Genomic DNA, 21,169 nt, shown 5'->3' on the forward strand with positions numbered 1-21,169 from the left:
TCACAACTTATCGCTTACTACTCCTTCAAACTTATAATAGTTGTTGTAAAACAGCCAGTAAGCTATACCGAGGTTTAATGGAACAAGCACCCAAAGCAGCTTAAACATAATGATCCAGAACAGTACTATAAATAAACCCAGGATCCATTGCAGGTATTTATCCATATTAAGCCCGAACCAATAAAGCAGGCAGTGGAACAACATTGCGGTGCTTAAAGCCAATAGTAACAACTCGGCTGCCATCAATGGGTTAAACCTGCTGAACAACCAAATACTTTCGGGAATCAGTAACAAGAAATAAACACCTGTAAAATTCAGAAAGAGTCTTTGCCTGCTGTAAGGTAAATTGCGGGAGAAACCTAATCCGTTCTCTTCAAACTTCCGTTCTTCAAATATCAAAACAATATGTGCGGTTACGACCGCGAGTATGGCTATGCCGGCTACACGTGCATCTGTTTTAACATCAGCAAATACATAAAACACCCCGGTAATGATAAGCCATGACAATGCCTTGGTGATCAGGTATGGCACTTTGCGCTTATCAAAAAGATGGTAAACGTAAAGGCTGAAATAAGGCTTACGCCATTTGCTGCTTAGCTTTAATAATAACGATTGACTACTGCCATCAACAAGACGGTTAATCTGCCTTGTATAAATAACCGCGCTTAAATAACTTAGCCCTAACAAATACAAGAAGATGCAAACCGGCAATACATAATAATGGTTAGCAAAGCCAACACAAATTGTTATGATTGCATAAGCTATTATTGGCGATAATATAGCAGCCTGTACCCAAAACCAGCTTTTTAATTGCTTCTCCCGGCTCAGAGAATTACTGCTGTAAAATAAAAAATGCTGACCTTCGGCAAAGATCTGCCCAGATACATAATGCCAGCTTTTAATGGCATAAATCAACCAGGCCGCAAATACCAGCGCCATCACTATCGAATTACTATCCATAGCCAGCATTAAGGCTTTATGATAGCCTATTAAATATTGAGGTGGCACAACACCAACCATCGCCAGAAATATAAAAAACAAAATTCCAGCATGAACCCGGAAAAAACCATTGGCAAATATTTTTAACAACACATTGGTTAGCGGCTTCATTAGCTGATAAACTTTAGGGTTTGATCTTCAACTAATAATTCGCCAGATACGGGCAATGAGCCGTCCTCCAGTATTTGGTGGGATGATAATAAAAAGCTGGTTCCCTCCTGCTCATGCCTTTCCCTGATCCAGGTATTTAGTCTGGCTAACGAGGCTGTATCAATAGTGATCAAAGGTTCGTCCAACAGAATCAATTTTGGCTTACCTAAAAAGGCCAGTAACAGCGAAAGTTTTTTCATCATACCGCTGCTGTAGGTGCCAACCGGGCGCTCAACAAAGCTTTGCATGCCCATGCTGTTAATATAATGCTCCTCCTGCCCTGTTGGGGCATCTTTGGCATCGGCAAACAGGGCAATCATTTCTGATCCCGTTAAAAAATCAGGAAATACGGGTTCGGCTTCGGCAAAGTTTACCAGCTTACGGTAAGCTACAGGTTGTTTCTTGATGCTGATGCTGTTGTCAATCAAAATGTCGCCATCAAATGCCAATATCCCTGCAATAGATTTTAGCAGGGTGCTTTTACCGGAGCCGTTTATGCCTTTTATCCAGTAAATACCGGCCTGTAATTGCAGGTTTTCAATTTTTAAAGCCGGGTAACTACCGTATGATTTTGTAAAATTTTGAAATTTCAGCATTGTTGATTTGATAACAAAATGAACCTGTTGTTACACAAAAAGAGACGCCTTAAACGCGTCTCTAACTTAATTATCCAAATAAATCCGAAATCGAAAATCCCAATTCCGAAATTATAGCGCTGCTCCTTCAATCAGCGCGCTGTAAAACTCGCCAACGTCCATACCTGCAGCCCTTACCTGTTGCGGAATCAAACTGGCCGCTGACTGGCCCGGGGTGGTATTGATCTCAATAAAATAAAAATCAGTACTGCCTTCCAATAAAATAAAATCGACCCTTGCCATACCGCGGCAGTTAAGGCGGGTGTAAACTTCGGTAACTATGCCGGCAATTTCTTCAACCTTTTCGGCAGATAGATCTGCGGGGGTTATCTCCTGGGTTATACCATCTGTATATTTAGCCTCATAATCAAAAAAGTCTTTAGAGGTAATGATTTCCGTAGCTGGCAATACTTTTATTTTGCCTTGCAAACGGGCTATTCCAATGCTAAACTCGCGGCCTTTAATAAATTCTTCTACCAGTACCTGTGCATCTTCCTGAAAAGCCCTGTTCAGCGCATCGGGCAAACCTGCAATGTTTTGCACTTTGCTCATACCAACGCTGCTGCCCCCGTTATTTGGCTTAACAAACAACGGAAATTTTAAATTAGCCGCTATGGTAGCAACGTCATGCACATCGCGCTCAAATAAACGCATGGAATGTGCCGTGTGCAACCCATGGATCCCGTTAACAATGGCTTTGGTGTAAGCCTTGTTCATGGTAATAGCCGATGTTGTAGCATCGCAGGTATTATATGGGATGCCAAGCATATCAAAGTATCCCTGCAGTTTGCCATCCTCGCCGGGGGTACCGTGAATGGTAATAAAAGCGAAATCGAATTTTATTTTTTCCTGGTTAAGGGTGATGGTGAAATCGTTCTTATCTACATCAACGGCAGTATCATCGGCTTCAAAAAACCACCTGTCGCGGGTGATCAGGATGGTATAAACTTTATAGTTGCTATTAGCTGCGAGGTTAGCAGCTATATTTTTAGCGCTGTTCAGGGACACTTCATATTCACCGGTAAAGCCTCCGGCCAAAAGGGCAATATTTTTCATGATTTTAGTCAGAAAGTTCGAAAGTCGGTAAAGTCCGAAAGTCGGAAGCAGACCCCCAAATTTAGTAATTAGATCATGTAGTCATAATTTTTTCTGAACATCTCAATCAATACAACCAAACTATAAACTAACTATCTGACTTACGGACTTTACCGACTTGCGGACAACTTTAAAACTTTACGGCTAACAAAATAATTCCTATGTTTGATACTTAATTAAAAGGTTTACCCTTACATATACTGATGAGCAAATTTGGGGCTTACTTAAAATCAAAATCATTCCGGAATAACGTATTAATGGCTATTGTGACAGTGATAGCCGTTGTTTTAATAGCATTTTTCAGTCTTGGTTACTATACCCGTCACGGTTCGGGCATACCTGTACCAAAGCTTAAAGGCCTTACCATTGATAAGGCTATGGATATTTTAAAAGAGCAGGGATTTGGCTATAAAATTGATTCTGTTTACGTACAGGATGTGGCCCCCGGCACCATAGTTGAACAGGACCCTGATCCCGGAACCAACGTTAAGGAAAACCGTGTGATCTACCTTACTATGGTAACTCTTCAGGCACCCCCCGTGTCCCTGCCCGATCTTGAACAAAGCAATTACCGTGAAGCTGTTGCCACTATATCAAACTATGGATTGAAAGTTGGCGATACAACTTACCGGTCTGACATTGCCAAAGACAGGATCCTGGAAGTACGTTTTGGCGGCCAGGTTATAAAACCAGGTACTAAGCTCCCTAAAGGGTCAAAAATTGATCTTGTTTTAGGCGATGGCGAAGGAGCAAGTGAGGTGGAAATCCCAGAACTGGTAAACCTTGACCTGGATGCTGCCCGTTTTGCTATTAAAGGTGCGGGGCTGACTGTTGGTATCGTTACTTACCAGGGTACTATTACCGATTCGACCAACGTGGTTGTAGTTTCGCAATATCCAATGAAAACCGATTCGTTAAGCAAAACAAGTATAGGTACGCGTATAAACATCACTGTTTCACAAGGCACAAAAACAGATGCAGCTCCACCGGCAAATTAAAGCAACCGAACTACTCAAGCGCTTAAACCAAGGTGAGAATCTTAACCTGATAGATGTGCGTGAGGTTATTGAATACCATACCTATAACATAGGAGGCGATAATATCCCGTTGTCAAGTTTGGAAAGTACACTTAAAAGTTTACGCTACAACAAAACCGATGAGATAATCGTTATCTGCAAAGTTGGCTTAAGGAGCGAAACCGCAAGAGCTATATTAGAAGAACACGGCTATCGCAATGTGAGGAATCTAAGCGGCGGACTAATCTCTATTCAAAAATTGAAATAAATATAACAAACATCATCTATTCAATATCATGACCGCGGGAAAACAAGGATCAGGCATATTCAAAAAATTCATCATAGCACTGGTAATCATTGTCATCGTGCTTTTAGGCTTCACAGGGTTTAACTATTATCTTAAGTACTTTGGGCCTAATGTTACCGATAAACAGGAGTATTTATACATTCACACAGGTGCAACTTTTAGTGATGTTTTTAAAACCATCCAGGATGAGGGCATTGTAAAAGATACAGCATCATTTGCCTGGGCAGCCCGGAACATGAATTACACTACCCGTGTAAAGCCCGGCAAATATCGCCTGCATGAAGGCCTGGGCAACCGCAAGCTTATTAACATGCTTGCATCTGGTACGCAGGAGCCTGTTAAGGTTGAATTTCATGGACTACGACTTAAAGAACAATTTGCCGGTTTCATCTCAAAAAAGATCGAACCTGATTCAATGGCAATTATCAGGCTGCTTGATTCGGCAAGCTTTGTAAGCAAGTACGGTTTCACCACTGATAACGTATACACAGTGATCATGCCCGATTCATACCAGATGTACTGGAATACAAGTCCCGAAAAGTTTTTTAAACGGATGTACGATCACTACCAGGCTTTTTGGACTCCTGAACGTAAACAACTGGCCGCCGCCATAAATCTCAGCCCGCAGGAGGTTTCTGTTTTAGCATCGATAGTAGATGCCGAAGCTTTGCATGATGATGAAATGCCTGCTGTAGCCGGTTTATATCTTAATCGTCTTAAAAAGGGAATGAAGCTTGATGCCGACCCTACCGTGATCTTCGCGTTAAATGATTTTACTATAAAACGTGTACTTACACGTTACCTTTCATACAATTCCCCATACAATACCTATCTGCATACCGGCTTACCTCCGGGCCCTATCATGATGCCATCGGTTAATGCTGTAAAAGCGGTATTGAACTATCAAAAGAACGATTATATTTATATGTGCGCCAAAGCTGATTTCTCAGGCTACCATGCTTTTGCAACCAACGTGGCCGATCATTTGGTTAACGCACATAAATTTCAGCAGATGCTTAACGAGCGTAACATCCGCAGGTAATGTTTGAGCACACCACCAAAATACGGGTGCGCTACGGCGAAACCGACCAGATGGGTTATATGTACTATGGTAATTATGCCGAATTTTATGAAGTCGGCCGTGTAGAGATGCTCCGTAGTCTTGGCCTTACTTATAAAGGCATAGAAGAGTCGGGCATTATGATGCCTGTGCTTGAACTGAACTGCAAGTACCTGAAGCCTGCTTTGTACGACGAAGAGATCAGTATCAAAGTAATCATGGATAAACTACCCGGGATCCGTATCCATTTCAGGTATGAGCTTACAAACCCTAAGGGCGAACTCATTAATACAGGCGAAACGCTACTGGTGTTCATCAACATGAAAACTAACCGCCCCTGCCTCCCGCCACAGGATTTTGCCGATAGATTAATGCCCTTTTTTAAGTAGATTTGGTGTAAATGAAATGGCTGCACCGCTTTTTACTCCGGTTTAGTTTCTACAGGTATATCATCGAGTGGACAAAGTCTGTCATCATTCCGGGTTTCAGGCCACTGCCTTTATATACCGTTATTGATTTTTTTGTAAAAGAAATCACCAATAACTCTCTTATTAACCGTGCTTATGCACTGGCCTATAGTTTTATGCTGGCCGTTTTCCCTGCTACCATCTTTCTGTTTACACTTATCCCCTACGTGCCTATAAAACATTTTAAAGGCAACCTGATGATGGTACTGGCCTCTGTAATGCCTACAAACGCCTATATGGCCTTCAGGGAAACCATTTTTGATATCGTAAGCAACCAAAACGGTAAGCTGCTCTCCTTCGGTTTCCTTTCAACCCTGTATTTTGCAACTAACGGGGTTATAAACCTTATGAAAGCTTTTAATAAATCCTCATTAATTGATGATAAGCGGAGCTGGATTAAAAAGCGCCTGGTAGCAACCGGAATCACTGTAGCCATCAGCTTTGCATTGTTACTGGCAATTGCCATACTCATTTTGGGGCAATCCATTATTAAATTCATCCAATCGCATGTGGCATCTGAAAATCATTTTTGGGTTTACCCGGTTATGTTATTCAGGTGGGTTATTATTGTGGTGATCATTTTTGTGACCATAGGTTGTTTATACCGCTATGCCCCCGCGCATAAAAAGAAATGGAATTTTATAAACCCCGGCTCCATACTGGCTACTGCGCTGGCGGTTTTAACATCGCTGGGTTTCTCCTATTATATCAATAATTTCTCCTCGTACAATAAGGTTTACGGATCTATCGGAACGCTCATTGTGGTTATGATCTGGATGTATATAAACTCATTAATTTTGATCATCGGGTTCGAATTAAATGCGTCCGTAGAGCTTTCAAAGCGCACAATCCGCATCGTAAAACCTCGTTTTAATACTTTTCGAACGAAAAAAATCCCTCAAACAAAAAATTAAAATTCTGTTAATCAGTAGTTTATATAGATTATTTAATTAAATTAAAAAAAATGAAATTCAAATTTGGCAATTCGCCCCGGATTTGTACTTTTGTCCCCGGAGAGCTGGCAGAGTGGTCGATTGCGGCAGTCTTGAAAACTGTTGAACTGTGAAAGGTTCCTGGGGTTCGAATCCCTAGCTCTCCGCTGATTTATTTCGATATCAAATTATTAAAAAGCCTGCACATCAAACGATGGCAGGCTTTTTTTTTGACACAGGTCCTGTAAATAGCCTGGCATCAAGAGTTAATGCCGGTGGTAAATTCAACGCAGCGTGATAGCGAGCACTATTAAAACTGACGAAGGGCATATTATTTAAAAAAAATGGGGACTTAGTTTTGGTAGGTTTAAATACTTGCCATTATGTTAGGAAAATTAGAACAACCGGAAATTGAAGATTTGCCCCAAGTTGCGATACAGGTTAGAGGCTTAAAAGCTTCCAACCTGATCTGTAATTTTTTAAATACCTGACCTGATTGCTATCAATATTAGACAGCCAATAAAGAACCTAACCATCCTGAAAGAACACCAGGGTTAAACTTTTAATAAACCGAGTGATCATAAACACTCAATAGATACGATCTATCGTAAAGGCTTAGAAATTCATTCGCCATGATATTGTTGCGAATTGGCTATGATAAGGTCTTTGATAACTTGTGCGTTAATTAATATAGAATTGGCTCTGCTAAAGCGTGCTATATTAATGCCTACAAAATGTTTCCGCGCATCGAATACAGGGCCGCCACATTGTTCGGGACGCAAGATCAGGTCTGTACTGTAAACACTCCTGAACCCGTCCCTGCGCTGACTTCTGCCACCGGCAAAATGGTCCGCAGGATGGTCATGGAGCATTTGAGGTGGGTAGATGAGTACAATATTCTTTATTAAGGTTTGTGAACCTCTTTGCAGTTTGAGTTGCAAGGTGTCACCCGGCCAATGCCTGGTCAATGAATCGTTCAGGCCAGGGATTATATCGCCAGCCCGGATATCATGCTGTGCCGCAGGTGAACCGGGGCGAACAAAATAGATTTTTTCTGGACTGATGCCGTGTACAGGTGTAGCACCTAAAAATCCTGCACTGTTAATTTTCCGAAGCTCAGTAGGGCCACCACTTAGTATACCTGTCACCACTGAATCTATTACGGGCGCAAACAAGATATCCCCCGGATCTGGGCTGACGATCTGCTTAATATTTAAGCCCTTAAGCTTTTGCGCCGTGCGAATGAGCACGAGATCATGCTCTTTATCTCGTGATATCACCATGCCCGGTTTACCAAGAATGAAAACTGAATCACCTACCATTGAACTCTTTGAAACTACGAATGATTGGATCACCGCCCCAAGCACCGTTTGCGCTTTACCGTCCAACCGGCTCGTGACCCTGACACAGGATCCGGCGTAAGTTCCGGCTTTGGGCCAGGCAAAATGGATGGTTCTGCTCATTTTTTGGAGGCTATCCGCCTTGTCCGGCCAATTGTGGTAAACAAGCGGTACCTGGAGCGCAGACCAATATTTTCGGTACAAGTTTATAGGTACGTCATAGTTGGCTGATTCAGGGACCTCAATTGCGCTGTGCAGCCCTATGAGTTCGCCGCTTAAATTAAAAAGAGGACCACCGGAATCACCCGGTTCCATCAATGCTGTCGAGCGGATAAACCCACGACTGTTCAACGGATCGATAACCCTACCAAAACGAATGGTGGGTTGCGCTTGATCAAGGCTTTCAGGATAGGCAATGCTAAGGCAGGGTTCGTCCTCATGGAGATCAGCCAGACTCATAGCCACCCCGGGATATTGTTTACTTTTCAAAATCCTCATTAGTGCGACGTCAGGACGCGTCTTGTCTTCCGACAGTTCAATTTTCCCCAATGCCTGCGCAATGGCTTCACCGCCATCAGGGAAAAAAACCTTGTAAGTACTGCCCGGCGAAATAACATGAGCGGCTGTGAGGATGAAATTGCCTTTCACCACAACGCCACTGAACTGTGCACTGGTACGCTGCTGTTGCAGGGTATCAAACCCCCACATACGAACGCATGCTGGCTTAACTTTAGCTACTGCTGAGCCAATATCTTGTGCCGCTGCATAACGGGTAATTACGAAACAGCACAGGATCAGAAGAAACCTTGTGTGCATTTTAATTCTTAAAAATTTCTTCCAGCTTTTTATTCAGATCTTCGCCGCGCAGGTTCGTGCTTATCAGCTTACCTTCACGATCTACCAGAAAGGTAGCAGGTATTGCTGAAACGCCGTAAAGACGGGCGACACTGTTGCTATTGCCATTCAGATCGCTTACTTGCGGCCATGCCATCCCTTCCTGTTGTATAGCCTTCAGCCATTTGTCACGATTATTGTCCAGCGATACCGACAGTATCTCGAAGCCTTTATCTTTATACATTTTATACTGGCTCAAAAGGTTTGGGATCTCCTGCCTGCAAGGTGAACACCAACTGGCCCAAAAATCAACCAGCACGATCTTGCCCTTATAGTTGGCTAACGACACAGGTTTACCCGCCGGGCTAACCTGTGTAAAAAGCGGCGCAGCCCCACCAATCTTCAGCCGGTAATGCGCTTCGATAAATTCCTTGATGTTTTTACCATTATCACTTGACTGTATTGCCGGACTAAAGGTTTTGAATACCTGTTCGGCAATCGCAACAGTCTTATCATTTGAAGCAGTCCCAAACAGCGCAATCGGTGCAAAGTAGGAGTCCGGATGAGTTTTGGCGAATTCAAGATTTTTGGTTTGAAAATCGGCGATCATTTTATAATGGTGGCGTGCAACCTGGTTGGTGAATGCGGTATCATTCACAAGTTCGGGTGCAGCAGCGATCTCGGCATTGGAAATATGGTCAATATCCCAGGGCATCGGACCTACCGCTTTCACATAAGCCGAATATTCTTCATAGGTTTTAGAACCGCCCATTTGCGCATTCGCCAAAGAGTCCTTAGAAGTTATATTAAGCGTTTCGTTTGCAAAATTAAAATAGATAACATCCCCGCCATGAGTAGCAATTTCCCGCCCAAGGCCTTTATGATCAAGTGCCAACCGTACAGAACTGTACGGGTTCATCTGACCGGTAAGATGAAATGCGCCGTTGGCCAGTACGGTCGAATCCTCATGCCCTTTTCCATCTGTCATAAAGCTTAAATAAACTTTCTTCCCGTCGAGATTACCAATCTGCCCATTAATTGTAAAGTGGGAAGTTTGCGCTGCAGCGTTCAACGCTGCCATGCTTAAAATAATGTTTAATAGTTTTTTCATAATAGTTTTTTGTGGATTCGATCTGGATCAGGGTTTATAGTATTTCAAGCATCGTTTGATACACCGTTAATTTGCATTATTGCCTACCAAAATCTCATCATAGTACTTTAGTATATGATCTCCGAAAACGAAAAGCGCCCATCCGAAATGAATTTTTTTTAGATTTTCTCATTAACGGACGCAACTTCCGCTCTGGTTCAATAGATCGACCAGACGAATCCTATCAGGGACCGAACACAACTACCTGGTCCACCGGCCACCTGTAGTCGACGATAAAAAGCGATAGTTCCGGGGCAGCCCGTGATTGTACAGACAGATAAGAACTTCAAGCATTAAATTTTACCTTGTACTAGAGATTGGTATTTAGCCAGAAGTTTGACAATACTAGTATAGGAAACAAAATGATTACCCCAATTTGGGTTCTTACGTAAACTTGGATAATTACAGAGAAGTACTACGGCCGTTTTGCCCATGAAATCGCGTTAACGGGAATGTTCCTCAAATAATTTCAGATCAGTTGTCCCATCTTCTTTCCGCTCTTCTGTTTCCTGATCTTTAAATACTTCTCTGCTGAAAAGGTCGGTATTTGTGAGCTGTATTTATTGGTATAATTTTGCCCACCAAAAAGCTCAGTTAGCATTAAAATGAGAGCAATTTGGTGAGTAAATTTGTAAGCTTCATGTTACTCACCAAATCAGTTTTATCACTTTGAATATCAAAATCTCATTCTTCAATACATTTTTTCAGAAAATGTAGATTTTCCAGTGCAGCTCCAGCTGTATTATTAAAATAAGCATAAATACTTTTACCTTCCTCCTGCCACTCACCAATATACGAGGCATATTCAGCAAGAACACTTTCACTGTAACTTCCCTTGTAATTGCCTGACGGGCCATGGAAACGAAGGTAAATTAGTTTATCAGCGGTTATTTCCATCGGCGTGGCAGACTTAGGCATATCCTGTAATACCATAGCTGCCTGATACTTGTTTAACAATTCCAACACATCGTCCCTGTACCATGAAGAATGACGGAATTCAACAGCAACAGGCCACGCTTCGGAATTTAGCATGCCCAACAATATCTCTAACTGTGGCAGAGCTTTTACATGCAGGCTTGGTGGGAACTGAACCAATAAGCATCCTTGTTGCGTGGAGGGTAATTGGATCGCTTCCTTAAAGGAGCTAACATCCTGTGGATTGAAAAACAGGTTTTTCACATGAGTGATCCCTTTCCAAAGTTTAAAAGTAAAGCGAAAATCACCGTTTACTTCAGTGGCCCAGCGCGCAACTGTTTTTGGCTGTGGAACTTTATAAAATGAGCTATTGATCTCAATACTGTTTTCCTGCAAAGCATAGTAACCCAACCGGGACAGGTGGCTGTATTTAGGCGGAAAATCGCGCTTGGGCACATCTATCTGTAAACCGCTGGTGCCGCCAAAGAATTTTCCTTCCATCAGTCGAGGATAATATACCAGTGATGGTCATCATCCAATGCATAGACCAAGCCGTCACTCATTTCATAAATATCACGGGCATGCCTTTGGCTAAAGTAGATTTTTTCATCACGTATTACCGTGCCGTTATTTTCTACACGCAAAAAGAAAAGCAGTGCCCCGAGATTCGGCGCTACATCTTTAAGGTGCCTGGCCTCCCCTTCCTTTACAAATGCCGAGCTCATGCTTGTTTAAGTTTTGCTTCCATACTTTGGGTGGTATGAGGAACCGCTTTCAGACGTTCTTTAGGAATCAGTTTACCTGTAGAACGGCAAATTCCATAAGTCTTATTTTCAATACGTGTCAGTGCGGCTTCAAGCTGCTCAATGAACTTTTTCTGCCGTCCAGCCAACTGGTTGATCTGTTCTTTTTCAAAAGTAGCTGAACCATCTTCCAGCGTTTTGCCGGCGATTGCGGCGTCATCGCCGTTAGAGTTGGAAGCGCTGAGCGTCCCAACCAGGTCCAGCAATTCTTCGCGCGCAATATTGATCTTTTCATTGATCAATGTCCTGAATTCAACTAATTCAATGTCGTTGTACCTCGTTTTTGTAATTTCCTGTTCCATGATTTGGTTAACAAACATTTATAAAAATGGTTGACATAATTCTTTAATGGGAATAATCTGTTAAAATAATCAATATTGCAAAATATGTAATTATTTTAATTACAAATACAAAAATTCATCCTACTGCAAAAACTTTTTGGCTTAAAATAAATTATATAGGCGATTGACCGGTACGACACCGGGCAACTACTTAATATCAATTAATGGAAGAAAATATTTTACCAGGAAAACCGTTTCCTCTTGGCCCGACTTGGGACGGTAACGGCGTAAACTTCGCGTTATATTCAGAAAATGCCACCGGTGTTGAACTGTGTTTGTTTGACGCGGAGAATGACCAGCAGGAAACTGCCAAAATACGCATAACGGAAAGAACAGATTTTATATGGCATATTTATATTAAAGATCTTGCGCCGGGGCAATTGTATGGCTTTCGTATTCACGGCCCCTATGAACCTGAAAACGGGCACCGTTTTAATGCCAATAAATTATTGATGGATCCTTATGCAAAAGCGATCTCCGGAACAATCCAATGGAATGACGCCCTCTTTAGCTACAATTTGGGCGATCAACAGGAAGACCTGAGTTTCAGCGAAACGGACAGCGCCCCCTATCTGCCAAAATCCGTAGTTATTGACCATCATTTCAACTGGGAAGAAGACACAGCTCCTGCTTATCAATATTATAATACCGTTATATATGAAGCACACGTAAAAGGCTTTACAAAACTTAATCCGGACATCCCGGAGGAGTTGAGAGGATCCTATGCAGGGATTTCGCACCCGGTCACTATAAAATATCTTAAGGAACTCGGCATTACCGCTATTGAGTTGATGCCTGTACACCAGTTTATTTCAGACCGGCACCTGAAGGAGAAAGGGCTATGCAATTACTGGGGCTATAATACCATTGGCTTTTTTGCACCCGATTCACGGTATTCAGCTTCGGGCTCTAAAGGGGAACAGGTTACTGAGTTTAAAACGATGGTTAAGGAACTTCACAAGGCCGGGATCCAGGTGATACTGGATGTGGTGTATAACCATACTGCCGAAGGCAACCACATGGGGCCAACGCTTTCTTTTAAGGGTATAGATAACGCTACGTATTACCGCCTCACCGACGAAAAACGATATTACAATGATTATACCGGTACCGGGAACACACTTAACGCTTACCTGCCGAACGTATTAAGGCTGATGATGGATAGCCTCCGGTATTGGATCACTGAAATGCATGTTGACGGCTTCCGTTTTGACCTTGCAGCTACATTGGCCCGGGAACTACACGAAGTGAACAGACTTGGGGCATTTTTTGATATCATTCATCAGGATCCTGTGATTTCGCAGGTTAAGCTGATAGCCGAACCCTGGGACGTAGGCGAAGGCGGCTACCAGGTTGGTAAATTTCCTCCCGGCTGGGCTGAATGGAACGGCAAGTATCGTGACTGTATCCGGGATTATTGGAGCGGATCAGAAAATACCTTGCCTGAATTTGCCGACCGTATTACGGGCAGCGCCGATCTGTATAAAGATTACCGGCGTCCAACTGCCAGTATTAATTTTATTACAGCACATGATGGCTTTACGCTGAACGACCTGGTATCTTACAACGAAAAACACAACGATGCCAACGGCGAAGACAATAATGACGGGGAAAGTCATAACCGTTCATGGAACTGTGGAGCCGAAGGCCCTACCGATGACCGGGGCATCAATGATCTGCGACAGCGCCAAAGAAGAAATTTTCTGGCTACCCTCTTCCTATCGCAGGGTGTACCAATGCTGGTGGCCGGCGACGAATCGGGCCGTACCCAACAGGGTAATAACAACGCCTATTGCCAGGACAACGAGATCTCCTGGCTCAACTGGGCCGCGGCTGACCAGGATTTGCTGGCGTTTACCCGTCAACTAATCAAACTGCGCAATACCCATTCGGTTTTTTCAAGGAAAGAATGGTTCAAGGGCGTGGCCGTTAAGGACTCAAATATTGAAGACATAGCGTGGTTTCTTCCTGATGGCACTCAGATGGAAGAAAGCCACTGGCAACAAAATTTTGCAAAATCAGTTGCCATGTACCTGAACGGAAAAGGGCTTCACGGTGTTGATTCTGAAGGTAAAGAAGTAACGGATGATAACTTCTACCTGGTTTTTAATGCACATGACCAGGGGCTTGATTATAAACTACCCCATAAAACATACGGCAGCAAGTGGAAGGTAATCATTGACACCAGCAAGTCCGACTTCGTCTTTGATCAAATTTTCCACCCACAACAGGCGGTACATGTAGAAGGGCGTTCGGTTGTTTTATTGCAGGATGTAAAAGATGATCATGAGTAACTTAATAGTACATAAGAGGACATTAGGTACAAATTTTAACGGCACAGGCGAGGCAGAGGTATTGCTTTGGATACCGAATGCGACACAGGTATCTATCCGTACAGGCAACGGGCACGAGCTTCCACTTACCAGAAAAATGCGCGGTTACTGGGAGTTGCTTACCAATAATATTTTGAAACCTGGCGTGGACTATCATATTGTTATTGACGGGAAAGCCTGCCCGGACATTTATTCTTTGCATCAGCCTTACGGAGTGCATGGCGCTTCCCGCGCGGTGGATGTACACAATATAAGATGGACTGATCATAACTGGATCAACATCCCGCTGGATGAATATCTGATCTACGAAATACATACCGGTACATTTAGCCCTGAAGGTACCTTTGCCGGAATTGAAGAAAGGCTTGATCACTTGCTCACTCTTGGCATTACCGCCATTGAAATTATGCCTGTAGCACAATTTCCGGGTGAACGAAACTGGGGTTATGATGGTGTTTTCCCTTTTGCAGTACAGCAAAACTATGGCGGAGCAGAAGGTTTGCAACAATTTGTGAACGCTTGCCATGTAAGAGGACTTGCAGTTATATTAGACGTGGTTTACAATCATATTGGACCGGAAGGGAATTATTTTCAACAATATGGCCCCTATTTTACGAATAAATACCAAACACCGTGGGGCAATGCCATCAATTTTGACGATGCGGGGAGTGATGAGGTAAGGCGTTATTTTTTAGAGAATGCCTTAATGTGGTTTCGCGATTTCCATGTAGATGCCTTAAGAATGGATGCGGTACACGCTATCAAGGATTTTAGCCCAAAGTATTTCCTGAAGGAACTAAAAGAAAACGTTGATGAATTGATGCAGAAAACTGGGAAAACGCACTATCTGATTGCCGAATGTGACCTGAACGACCATCGATTTATTGACCCTTTACTAAAAGACGGATACGGTTTGGATGGCCAGTGGAGCGATGAGTTTCATCATGCTTTGCGTGTTTGCGCCGGAGGTTGTAAGGAAGGGTATTACAGTGACTTTAATGGTATTAACGATCTTAAAAGCGCTTTTGAACATGCTTATGTTTATCATGGTCAATATTCTAACCACCGGGAAAAGACCTTTGGGACCGACCCATTGGAAAATCCGGGCCGGCAATTCGTGGTGTTTTCACAAAATCATGACCAGGTTGGCAACCTGATGTTGGGTGAAAGGTCGGCCCGGCTGTTCAATTTTGAAATGCAAAAACTCATGGCCGCCGCGGTTATGATCGCCCCCTTTCTGCCAATGTTGTTCATGGGAGAAGAATATGCCGAACCTTCCCCCTTCTTATATTTTGTAAGCCATACAGACCTTGAACTGATCGAAGCGGTTCGCAAAGGCCGCAAAGCTGAATTCGCAGCATTCCATAACAAAGGCGAAGCGCCTGATCCGCAAAATGAAGACACATTCCGGCAATCCAAACTTCAATGGGATAAGCCCGAACAAGAACCGCACCGAACCCTCTTTAACTATTACCAGGCATTGATCCGGTTGCGTAAAATGCACCCAGCTTTACGCTTACCCGACAGAAAGAACCTACGGGTTACAGCCGACAAGGAAAAGAACATACTAACAGTGATTCGCTTTGGTGGAGGACATACCTTACAATGCCTGCTAAATTTTTCAAAAGAACAACAAATTATTGAGTTACAGTCTGAAGTTAGCCTTGTTTTCAATTCAGCTTCCACGCAATGGAACGGTCCCGTTTTCGACGCAGAATTTAGTATTAATGACTCATTGATAACACTATCGCCCGAAAGCATTTTAATATTTAAGCAGCATGTTTGATCCCGTTTCCACTTACCGTATCCAGTTTAATAAAGGTTTTACCTTCAAAAACCTGATAGACATTCTCCCCTATTTGCACGAACTTGGGGTAAGTACCATTTACGCTTCACCAATTTTTGAAGCGGTACCCGGCAGTAACCACGGCTACGATGTTATTAATCCCCACCGTGTTAATCCCGAGATTGGTTCGTTACAGGAACTGGAAACCATCAGCCACAAACTGAAAAATCTGGGGATGAATTGGATACAGGATATTGTACCCAATCACATGGCTTTTGATCCGGGCAATGCATGGCTGATGGATGTTCTGGAGAAAGGACAGGAATCTCTATTTTCGCGCTTCTTCGATATCACCTGGGATGCTATGGCTTTTGGAGGAAAGTTAATGGTACCCATCCTCGGAAGCTCGCCAGAAATAGCACTTGCTAATGATGAATTACAGATCTCATACAAGCACGGTAAATTCAGGCTCAACTATGCCAAACAGCAGTATCCCCTAAACATAAAATCTGTCTCACAAATCCTGAGATCGGGCGATGCCTCCACACAAATCGCGTTAAAGAAATCGCTATCAGGATTAAATGGCAGTTTGTCAGTTGAGGGTATAGCTGAACTAATCACCGGGCTTGCAAAACCAAAGTTAGAAGAGATGGACGATTATATTCAATCGGCAATTAACCGGATTAACAAAGATAAAGCCTTGCTTCATCAAATCGTTGACGCGCAATATTACCAACTCAGCTTCTGGCAGGACAGTGACCATCAGATCAACTACCGTAGGTTTTTTACGGTAAATGGTTTGATATGCCTGAATATTCAGGATGAAGAGGTGTTTACAACCTATCATAGCTTTTTAAAAGTATTATTGGATAAGGGCCTGGTCCAGGGATTGCGTGTTGATCACATTGATGGGTTGTTTGACCCCAAAGCCTATCTTGAAAGGTTACGATCAATGGCCGGCGAGCAAACATATATTGTGGTAGAGAAAATACTGGAGCAGGGCGAACAGTTTCCGGAAGACTGGCCGGTTCAGGGCAATACTGGTTACGATTTTTTGGGCGTGATTAACAACCTCTTCAGTGAGCCCAAAAGCAAAAAAACTTTTACAGAGTTTTACCGGGAGCTGACCTCCGATCATAAACCTGTCGGAAGGGCAATAGTTGAAAAGAAAAGTGATATTCTTTACGGACATATGGCTGGTGAATTGGATAACCTTTATGACATGTTCCGAAATTTGAAACCAACGGATCCGAATATAACAAGCATAGCTGCTGAAAAATGGAAGGAAACTATTGCAGGCTTTCTTATTAGATGCCCGATGTACCGTTACTATGGTAATCAAATGCCTCTTGCCCCGGTTGAAGCCGCGGCTGTAAAAGCAATTTTTGAACTTATTGTCAACGCCAATCCTGAACTTTCGATAACAGCCCGATATTTAAGTAACCTGTTTATCGGCGAGCACAAGAATAAAGATAAAGTAGCTATCCTGAAATTTTATCAGCGCTGTATGCAATTTACCGGCCCGTTGATGGCCAAAGGTGTGGAAGATACGCTGATGTATACATACGATCGTTTTATCGGACACAATGAAGTGGGTGATTCGCCGCAAGAATTCGGAATCACAATTCGTCATTTTCACCACCTGATGAAAGATCGGCAGGATCGGTGGCCAGTGTCAATGAACGGTACATCCAGCCATGATACTAAACGTGGCGAAGATGTACGGGCCAGGCTGAATGTACTAACAGACATACCGGATAAATGGCTAAACCAGGTCCGCGATTGGCAGCGGGACAACCACAAATTTAAAACAATAAATACGCCCGACACCAATGACGAATATTAATATACCAAACATTGGTTGGTTTCATCGCTCTACCCGGGCAACCGGATGATAAGACAGGCGATCGGCTGGAAGCTTACCTGACCAAGGCGCTCCGGGAAGCTAAAACGCATACCCAATGGGCTGCGCCTGATGAGCAATATGAACAGGCCACGTTAAACTTTGCCAGGAAACTGGTAAACGATATTGATTTTTTGAAAAGCATGACAAGCTTTCAGCAACGGATCGCAGACGCTTTCATTAGCAATTCGCTCACGCAGGTTTTATTGAAATTTACTTGCCCCGGCACGCCGGACATTTACCAGGGCTGTGAATTGTGGGATTTTAGCCTTGTAGATCCCGATAACCGGCGTCCTGTAGATTATACATCGAGAGCCGCTTTATTAAAAAATGCAAAGACCCAGCATGTTGGTCAGCTTTGGCAAACCAGGCATAATGGTGCAATCAAATTATGGTTAACGCACAAGCTTTTACTTCAACGTAAAAATAACCCTAAGCTGTTTACCGAAGGGCATTATATTCCGTTATTAATTGAAGGTGTTTACAAAGACCAGGTTATCGCTTTTGCCCGCGTATATCAAAGGCAATGGCTGATAGTAGTATCCGCCTTGCACACAGCAGCCATCAATACATCAGATTGGGCCGACACCAAAATCATACTACCTCATGACGCCCCACTTGAATGGAGAAATGTGTTGAACGATGAAAAGAAGATATGGAATGAGCAAATCTTCTTGAAGGAATTATTGTTTGATCTGCCCTTTTTACTACTAAGATCGGACATATCATCTAAAGAAAGAGCTGCAGGTATCATTTTGCCAATAACAGCCCTCCCTGCTCCTTATGGCATCGGTGACATGGGACCAGATGCAAGGCGCTTCGTAACTTTTCTCAGTTCTTCGCATCAGCGTTACTGGCAATTGCTGCCTGTTAACCCAACAACCACGTCATCCGGGAATTCACCATATAGCGCCTTTTCCAGCATGGCTAGCAATACACTGCTCATCAGCCCTGATGACCTGGTAAATGATGGGCTTTTAACAGAACGGGAAATAGTTAAATGCCGAAGATATAACGGCACGAAGATTAATTACGTCCGTGCGGCATCTAAAAAGAGCAGCTTATTGAAAATCGCTTACCATCGCTTCAGCCAAATTGAACCAGATGACTTAAAGAATGAATATGGGACATTTAAAATAAAAGAGAAGGCCTGGCTACAAGACTTTGCATTGTATGAAGTTGTAAAATCGCATCACGGAGGTACCCCATGGCATGAATGGCCCGCCCCATTTAAACACCGTGATCCGGAAACCATCCGGATATTCCGAGATCAACATGAACAGGAAATGGACAGATCCATGTGGGAGCAGTTCATCTTCTCCCGTCAGTGGCAGGCACTTAAAGCCTTTGGGCATCGAAATGGCGTGCAGTTGTTTGGAGATCTCCCCTTTTACATCAGCTATGATTCGGTAGATGTATGGACACATCCTGAGCTTTTCAAACTGGATGCCAATAAAGATATCTCCGGCATTGCGGGCGTGCCACCGGATTATTTTAATGCTGCCGGCCAGTTATGGAACATGCCTGTTTATTCGTGGGCAGAACACAAAGCGACTGATTACAATTGGTGGCTAAACCGAATGAGAAAAAATATGGAATTTTATGATCTGATCCGTCTGGATCATTTCAGAGGGTTCTATGATTTCTGGGAGGTACCGGCGGAGGAAAATAACGCCTTACGCGGCTCGTGGCAACTGGGGCCTGGTGCAGCTATCTTTCAGGTCTTTAAAAAAGAATTGCACGATCTGCCTTTTGTTGCCGAAGATCTCGGCGACATCAACTATGGTGTTTATGAGCTCAGGGACAGGTTCAAGCTTCCCGGTATGAACGTATTGCAATACGCTTTTGGTAATGATATGCCGGTTTCGGTGCATAGCCCCCATAATCATGTCGTAAACAGTATAACTTATACCGGCACCCACGATAATAATACCTTACTCGGCTGGTTTAAGGAAGACCTGAGTGCTCAGGAGCGAGATAATTTGAATGGTTATTTCAGCAATCATGTAAACCGCAATAACCTGAACCGGCTGATGTTGGAAGCCTGTTATGCCTCAGTTTCCGCGATAGCAATAGCGCCAATGCAAGATATTCTCAAACTTGATCAGCGGTCCCGGTTAAATGTGCCTGCCTCTAGAAAAGGAAACTGGACATGGCGTATGAATGATTTTCTGCTTACTGAAGAGCTGTCGGCTTCACTAAGAGAAATGGTAAGAAAATACAATCGTTAATTATCGGGCATTATGCGTTATGAGTATGCGATTTGTTTCAAGTGAGTTCATTTTTAAATTAAAAACACTTAAACGGATGTTATTAAAAAAGGATGTTTTAAAAGTCATCCGGAAAAAACAGGTTTGATCGATAAATTATAATATAAACATCTTACCGCTTCCTGTTATATAGCTTATAATATTATCGGTGAAACGAACCTGGTTCAACCGCCATTTCGAAGACAAATATACACGATGGAAAGTTACTTCGGGAATGGCGCGAACCGATTTATTCAAAACACAAGATCATTGAACAGTTGAACAAGCATTTTTCCTGAAGAATCAACCATAAAGAGTAGCCGGTTTTAGGCAACACTTTATTATTTGATGAATCAAAAATCATACTTCAGGAACATCGCGTGCTACTTTGATCTGGTTACGTTCCGCATAGATCTCCTGAGCCTGGCCATTTACAGTTGCACGTAGTACACCCTTAGTTAACGTGTCATTATACGCCTTTTTGAGCGCATCCTCATCGCACTCCGCTTCAGACAAAATACCGGCGCGGTTGCTTCCACCAAAAAGCGACTTCACATCAATCCAGGTGCCATGTACAGTACCGCTCGCGCTGTCGCCAATCAATGCGACCAGATCCCGTCCGCTTTTACCGCTTTGTTCCGATTAGCCCTGAAATAATTTCTTCAGGTAGATGCTTTCGCATTATTTACCCTTAAGTTGAACCATCACTTTTATGGTTTGAAAAATGATACTTAAGTCGTTATTAAAATTAATGTTTTTCAAATAAATAAGGTCATAACGAACCCGATGCCTCATTTCCYGAACGTTTTCTGCATAACCATAATTTACCTGACCTATAGAAGTAAGGCCTGGTT

Annotated in this window: 19 protein-coding genes and 1 tRNA gene; 10 read left to right on the forward strand and 10 right to left on the reverse strand. The window is 43.1% G+C overall.

The genetic code is table 11. From position 1 onward, the window contains the following. The 3 genes from AC1DUD_RS28845 to AC1DUD_RS28855 form a co-directional block, all read right to left on the reverse strand. Positions 1 to 1,110 carry a hypothetical protein gene (locus tag AC1DUD_RS28845; protein WP_477381006.1) on the reverse strand — a complete coding sequence of 370 codons (1,110 nt, stop codon included), beginning with the start codon at positions 1,108 to 1,110 and terminating at the stop codon, positions 1 to 3. Then, on the reverse strand, positions 1,110 to 1,745 hold the full coding sequence (locus AC1DUD_RS28850; protein ID WP_477381008.1) for an ABC transporter ATP-binding protein: 636 nt from the start codon (positions 1,743 to 1,745) through the stop codon (positions 1,110 to 1,112). The genes AC1DUD_RS28845 and AC1DUD_RS28850 overlap by 1 nt, the downstream gene beginning before the upstream one ends. Positions 1,746 to 1,856: 111 nt before the next feature. After that, complete coding sequence (locus AC1DUD_RS28855; RefSeq protein WP_477381010.1) at positions 1,857 to 2,840, reverse strand: D-alanine--D-alanine ligase; 984 nt, start codon at positions 2,838 to 2,840, stop codon at positions 1,857 to 1,859. A gap of 242 nt (positions 2,841 to 3,082) precedes the next feature. Here AC1DUD_RS28855 and AC1DUD_RS28860 point away from each other — a divergent pair, with 242 nt between their 5' ends. The 6 genes from AC1DUD_RS28860 to AC1DUD_RS28885 all read left to right on the forward strand — a co-directional run bounded on the left by AC1DUD_RS28860 (position 3,083) and on the right by AC1DUD_RS28885 (position 6,828). Further along, positions 3,083 to 3,877, forward strand: coding sequence for a PASTA domain-containing protein (locus AC1DUD_RS28860; RefSeq protein WP_477381012.1), 795 nt, complete (start codon positions 3,083 to 3,085; stop codon positions 3,875 to 3,877). Beyond that, a complete protein-coding gene (locus tag AC1DUD_RS28865) occupies positions 3,855 to 4,163 on the forward strand; it encodes a rhodanese-like domain-containing protein (RefSeq protein ID WP_477381014.1) in 309 nt (102 codons plus the stop codon). Before AC1DUD_RS28860 ends, AC1DUD_RS28865 begins: the two co-directional genes overlap by 23 nt. Positions 4,164 to 4,191: 28 nt before the next feature. Beyond that, complete coding sequence (mltG, locus tag AC1DUD_RS28870) at positions 4,192 to 5,244, forward strand: endolytic transglycosylase MltG (protein ID WP_477381016.1); 1,053 nt, start codon at positions 4,192 to 4,194, stop codon at positions 5,242 to 5,244. Then, positions 5,244 to 5,651, forward strand: coding sequence for an acyl-CoA thioesterase (locus tag AC1DUD_RS28875; protein ID WP_477381018.1), 408 nt, complete (start codon positions 5,244 to 5,246; stop codon positions 5,649 to 5,651). Before mltG ends, AC1DUD_RS28875 begins: the two co-directional genes overlap by 1 nt. Before the next feature lie 11 nt (positions 5,652 to 5,662). Further along, entirely contained in the window at positions 5,663 to 6,643 is a 981-nt protein-coding gene (locus AC1DUD_RS28880; protein ID WP_477381020.1) for a YihY/virulence factor BrkB family protein, read from the forward strand. Between the two features lie 98 nt (positions 6,644 to 6,741). Continuing rightward, positions 6,742 to 6,828: transfer RNA gene (locus tag AC1DUD_RS28885), tRNA-Ser, on the forward strand. Positions 6,829 to 7,284: 456 nt separating this feature from the next. Here the strand turns inward: AC1DUD_RS28885 and AC1DUD_RS28890 are convergent. The 5 genes from AC1DUD_RS28890 to AC1DUD_RS28910 all read right to left on the reverse strand — a co-directional run bounded on the left by AC1DUD_RS28890 (position 7,285) and on the right by AC1DUD_RS28910 (position 12,005). Then, positions 7,285 to 8,817: a trypsin-like peptidase domain-containing protein gene (locus AC1DUD_RS28890; RefSeq protein WP_477381022.1), complete on the reverse strand. Its 1,533-nt coding sequence runs from the start codon at positions 8,815 to 8,817 to the stop codon at positions 7,285 to 7,287. A 1-nt stretch (position 8,818) separates the two neighbouring features. Then, complete coding sequence (locus AC1DUD_RS28895; RefSeq protein WP_477381024.1) at positions 8,819 to 9,946, reverse strand: redoxin domain-containing protein; 1,128 nt, start codon at positions 9,944 to 9,946, stop codon at positions 8,819 to 8,821. Between the two features lie 723 nt (positions 9,947 to 10,669). Next, positions 10,670 to 11,401 (reverse strand): DUF72 domain-containing protein, encoded by a 732-nt coding sequence (locus AC1DUD_RS28900; RefSeq protein WP_477381026.1) that lies wholly within the window; start codon positions 11,399 to 11,401, stop codon positions 10,670 to 10,672. Beyond that, the gene (locus AC1DUD_RS28905) at positions 11,401 to 11,625 is read right to left on the reverse strand and encodes a hypothetical protein (protein ID WP_477381028.1); all 225 of its coding nucleotides are present in this window, start codon (positions 11,623 to 11,625) and stop codon (positions 11,401 to 11,403) included. Before AC1DUD_RS28905 ends, AC1DUD_RS28900 begins: the two co-directional genes overlap by 1 nt. Continuing rightward, the gene (locus tag AC1DUD_RS28910; RefSeq protein WP_477381030.1) at positions 11,622 to 12,005 is read right to left on the reverse strand and encodes a TraR/DksA family transcriptional regulator; all 384 of its coding nucleotides are present in this window, start codon (positions 12,003 to 12,005) and stop codon (positions 11,622 to 11,624) included. The genes AC1DUD_RS28905 and AC1DUD_RS28910 overlap by 4 nt, the downstream gene beginning before the upstream one ends. Before the next feature lie 203 nt (positions 12,006 to 12,208). Here AC1DUD_RS28910 and glgX point away from each other — a divergent pair, with 203 nt between their 5' ends. Genes glgX through malQ form a run of 4 tightly spaced genes read left to right on the forward strand, consistent with a single transcriptional unit; the run spans position 12,209 to position 20,297 of the window. Further along, positions 12,209 to 14,338 (forward strand): glycogen debranching protein GlgX, encoded by a 2,130-nt coding sequence (glgX, locus tag AC1DUD_RS28915; protein ID WP_477381032.1) that lies wholly within the window; start codon positions 12,209 to 12,211, stop codon positions 14,336 to 14,338. Next, the gene (gene treZ / locus AC1DUD_RS28920; RefSeq protein WP_477381034.1) at positions 14,331 to 16,163 is read left to right on the forward strand and encodes a malto-oligosyltrehalose trehalohydrolase; all 1,833 of its coding nucleotides are present in this window, start codon (positions 14,331 to 14,333) and stop codon (positions 16,161 to 16,163) included. The genes glgX and treZ overlap by 8 nt, the downstream gene beginning before the upstream one ends. Then, complete coding sequence (gene treY, locus AC1DUD_RS28925) at positions 16,156 to 18,009, forward strand: malto-oligosyltrehalose synthase (RefSeq protein WP_477381036.1); 1,854 nt, start codon at positions 16,156 to 16,158, stop codon at positions 18,007 to 18,009. The genes treZ and treY overlap by 8 nt, the downstream gene beginning before the upstream one ends. An 11-nt stretch (positions 18,010 to 18,020) precedes the next feature. Then, the gene (malQ, locus tag AC1DUD_RS28930) at positions 18,021 to 20,297 is read left to right on the forward strand and encodes a 4-alpha-glucanotransferase (protein WP_477381038.1); all 2,277 of its coding nucleotides are present in this window, start codon (positions 18,021 to 18,023) and stop codon (positions 20,295 to 20,297) included. Between the two features lie 378 nt (positions 20,298 to 20,675). Here the strand turns inward: malQ and AC1DUD_RS28935 are convergent, their stop codons facing one another. Then, positions 20,676 to 20,918: a PA2169 family four-helix-bundle protein gene (locus AC1DUD_RS28935; RefSeq protein ID WP_477381040.1), complete on the reverse strand. Its 243-nt coding sequence runs from the start codon at positions 20,916 to 20,918 to the stop codon at positions 20,676 to 20,678. A 78-nt stretch (positions 20,919 to 20,996) separates the two neighbouring features. Next, positions 20,997 to 21,169 (reverse strand): sugar transferase (locus tag AC1DUD_RS28940; RefSeq protein ID WP_477381043.1); only part of this gene is annotated, 173 nt, incomplete at its 5' end.

It is taken from the genome of Mucilaginibacter sp. P4_A11 (genome assembly GCF_056402535.1).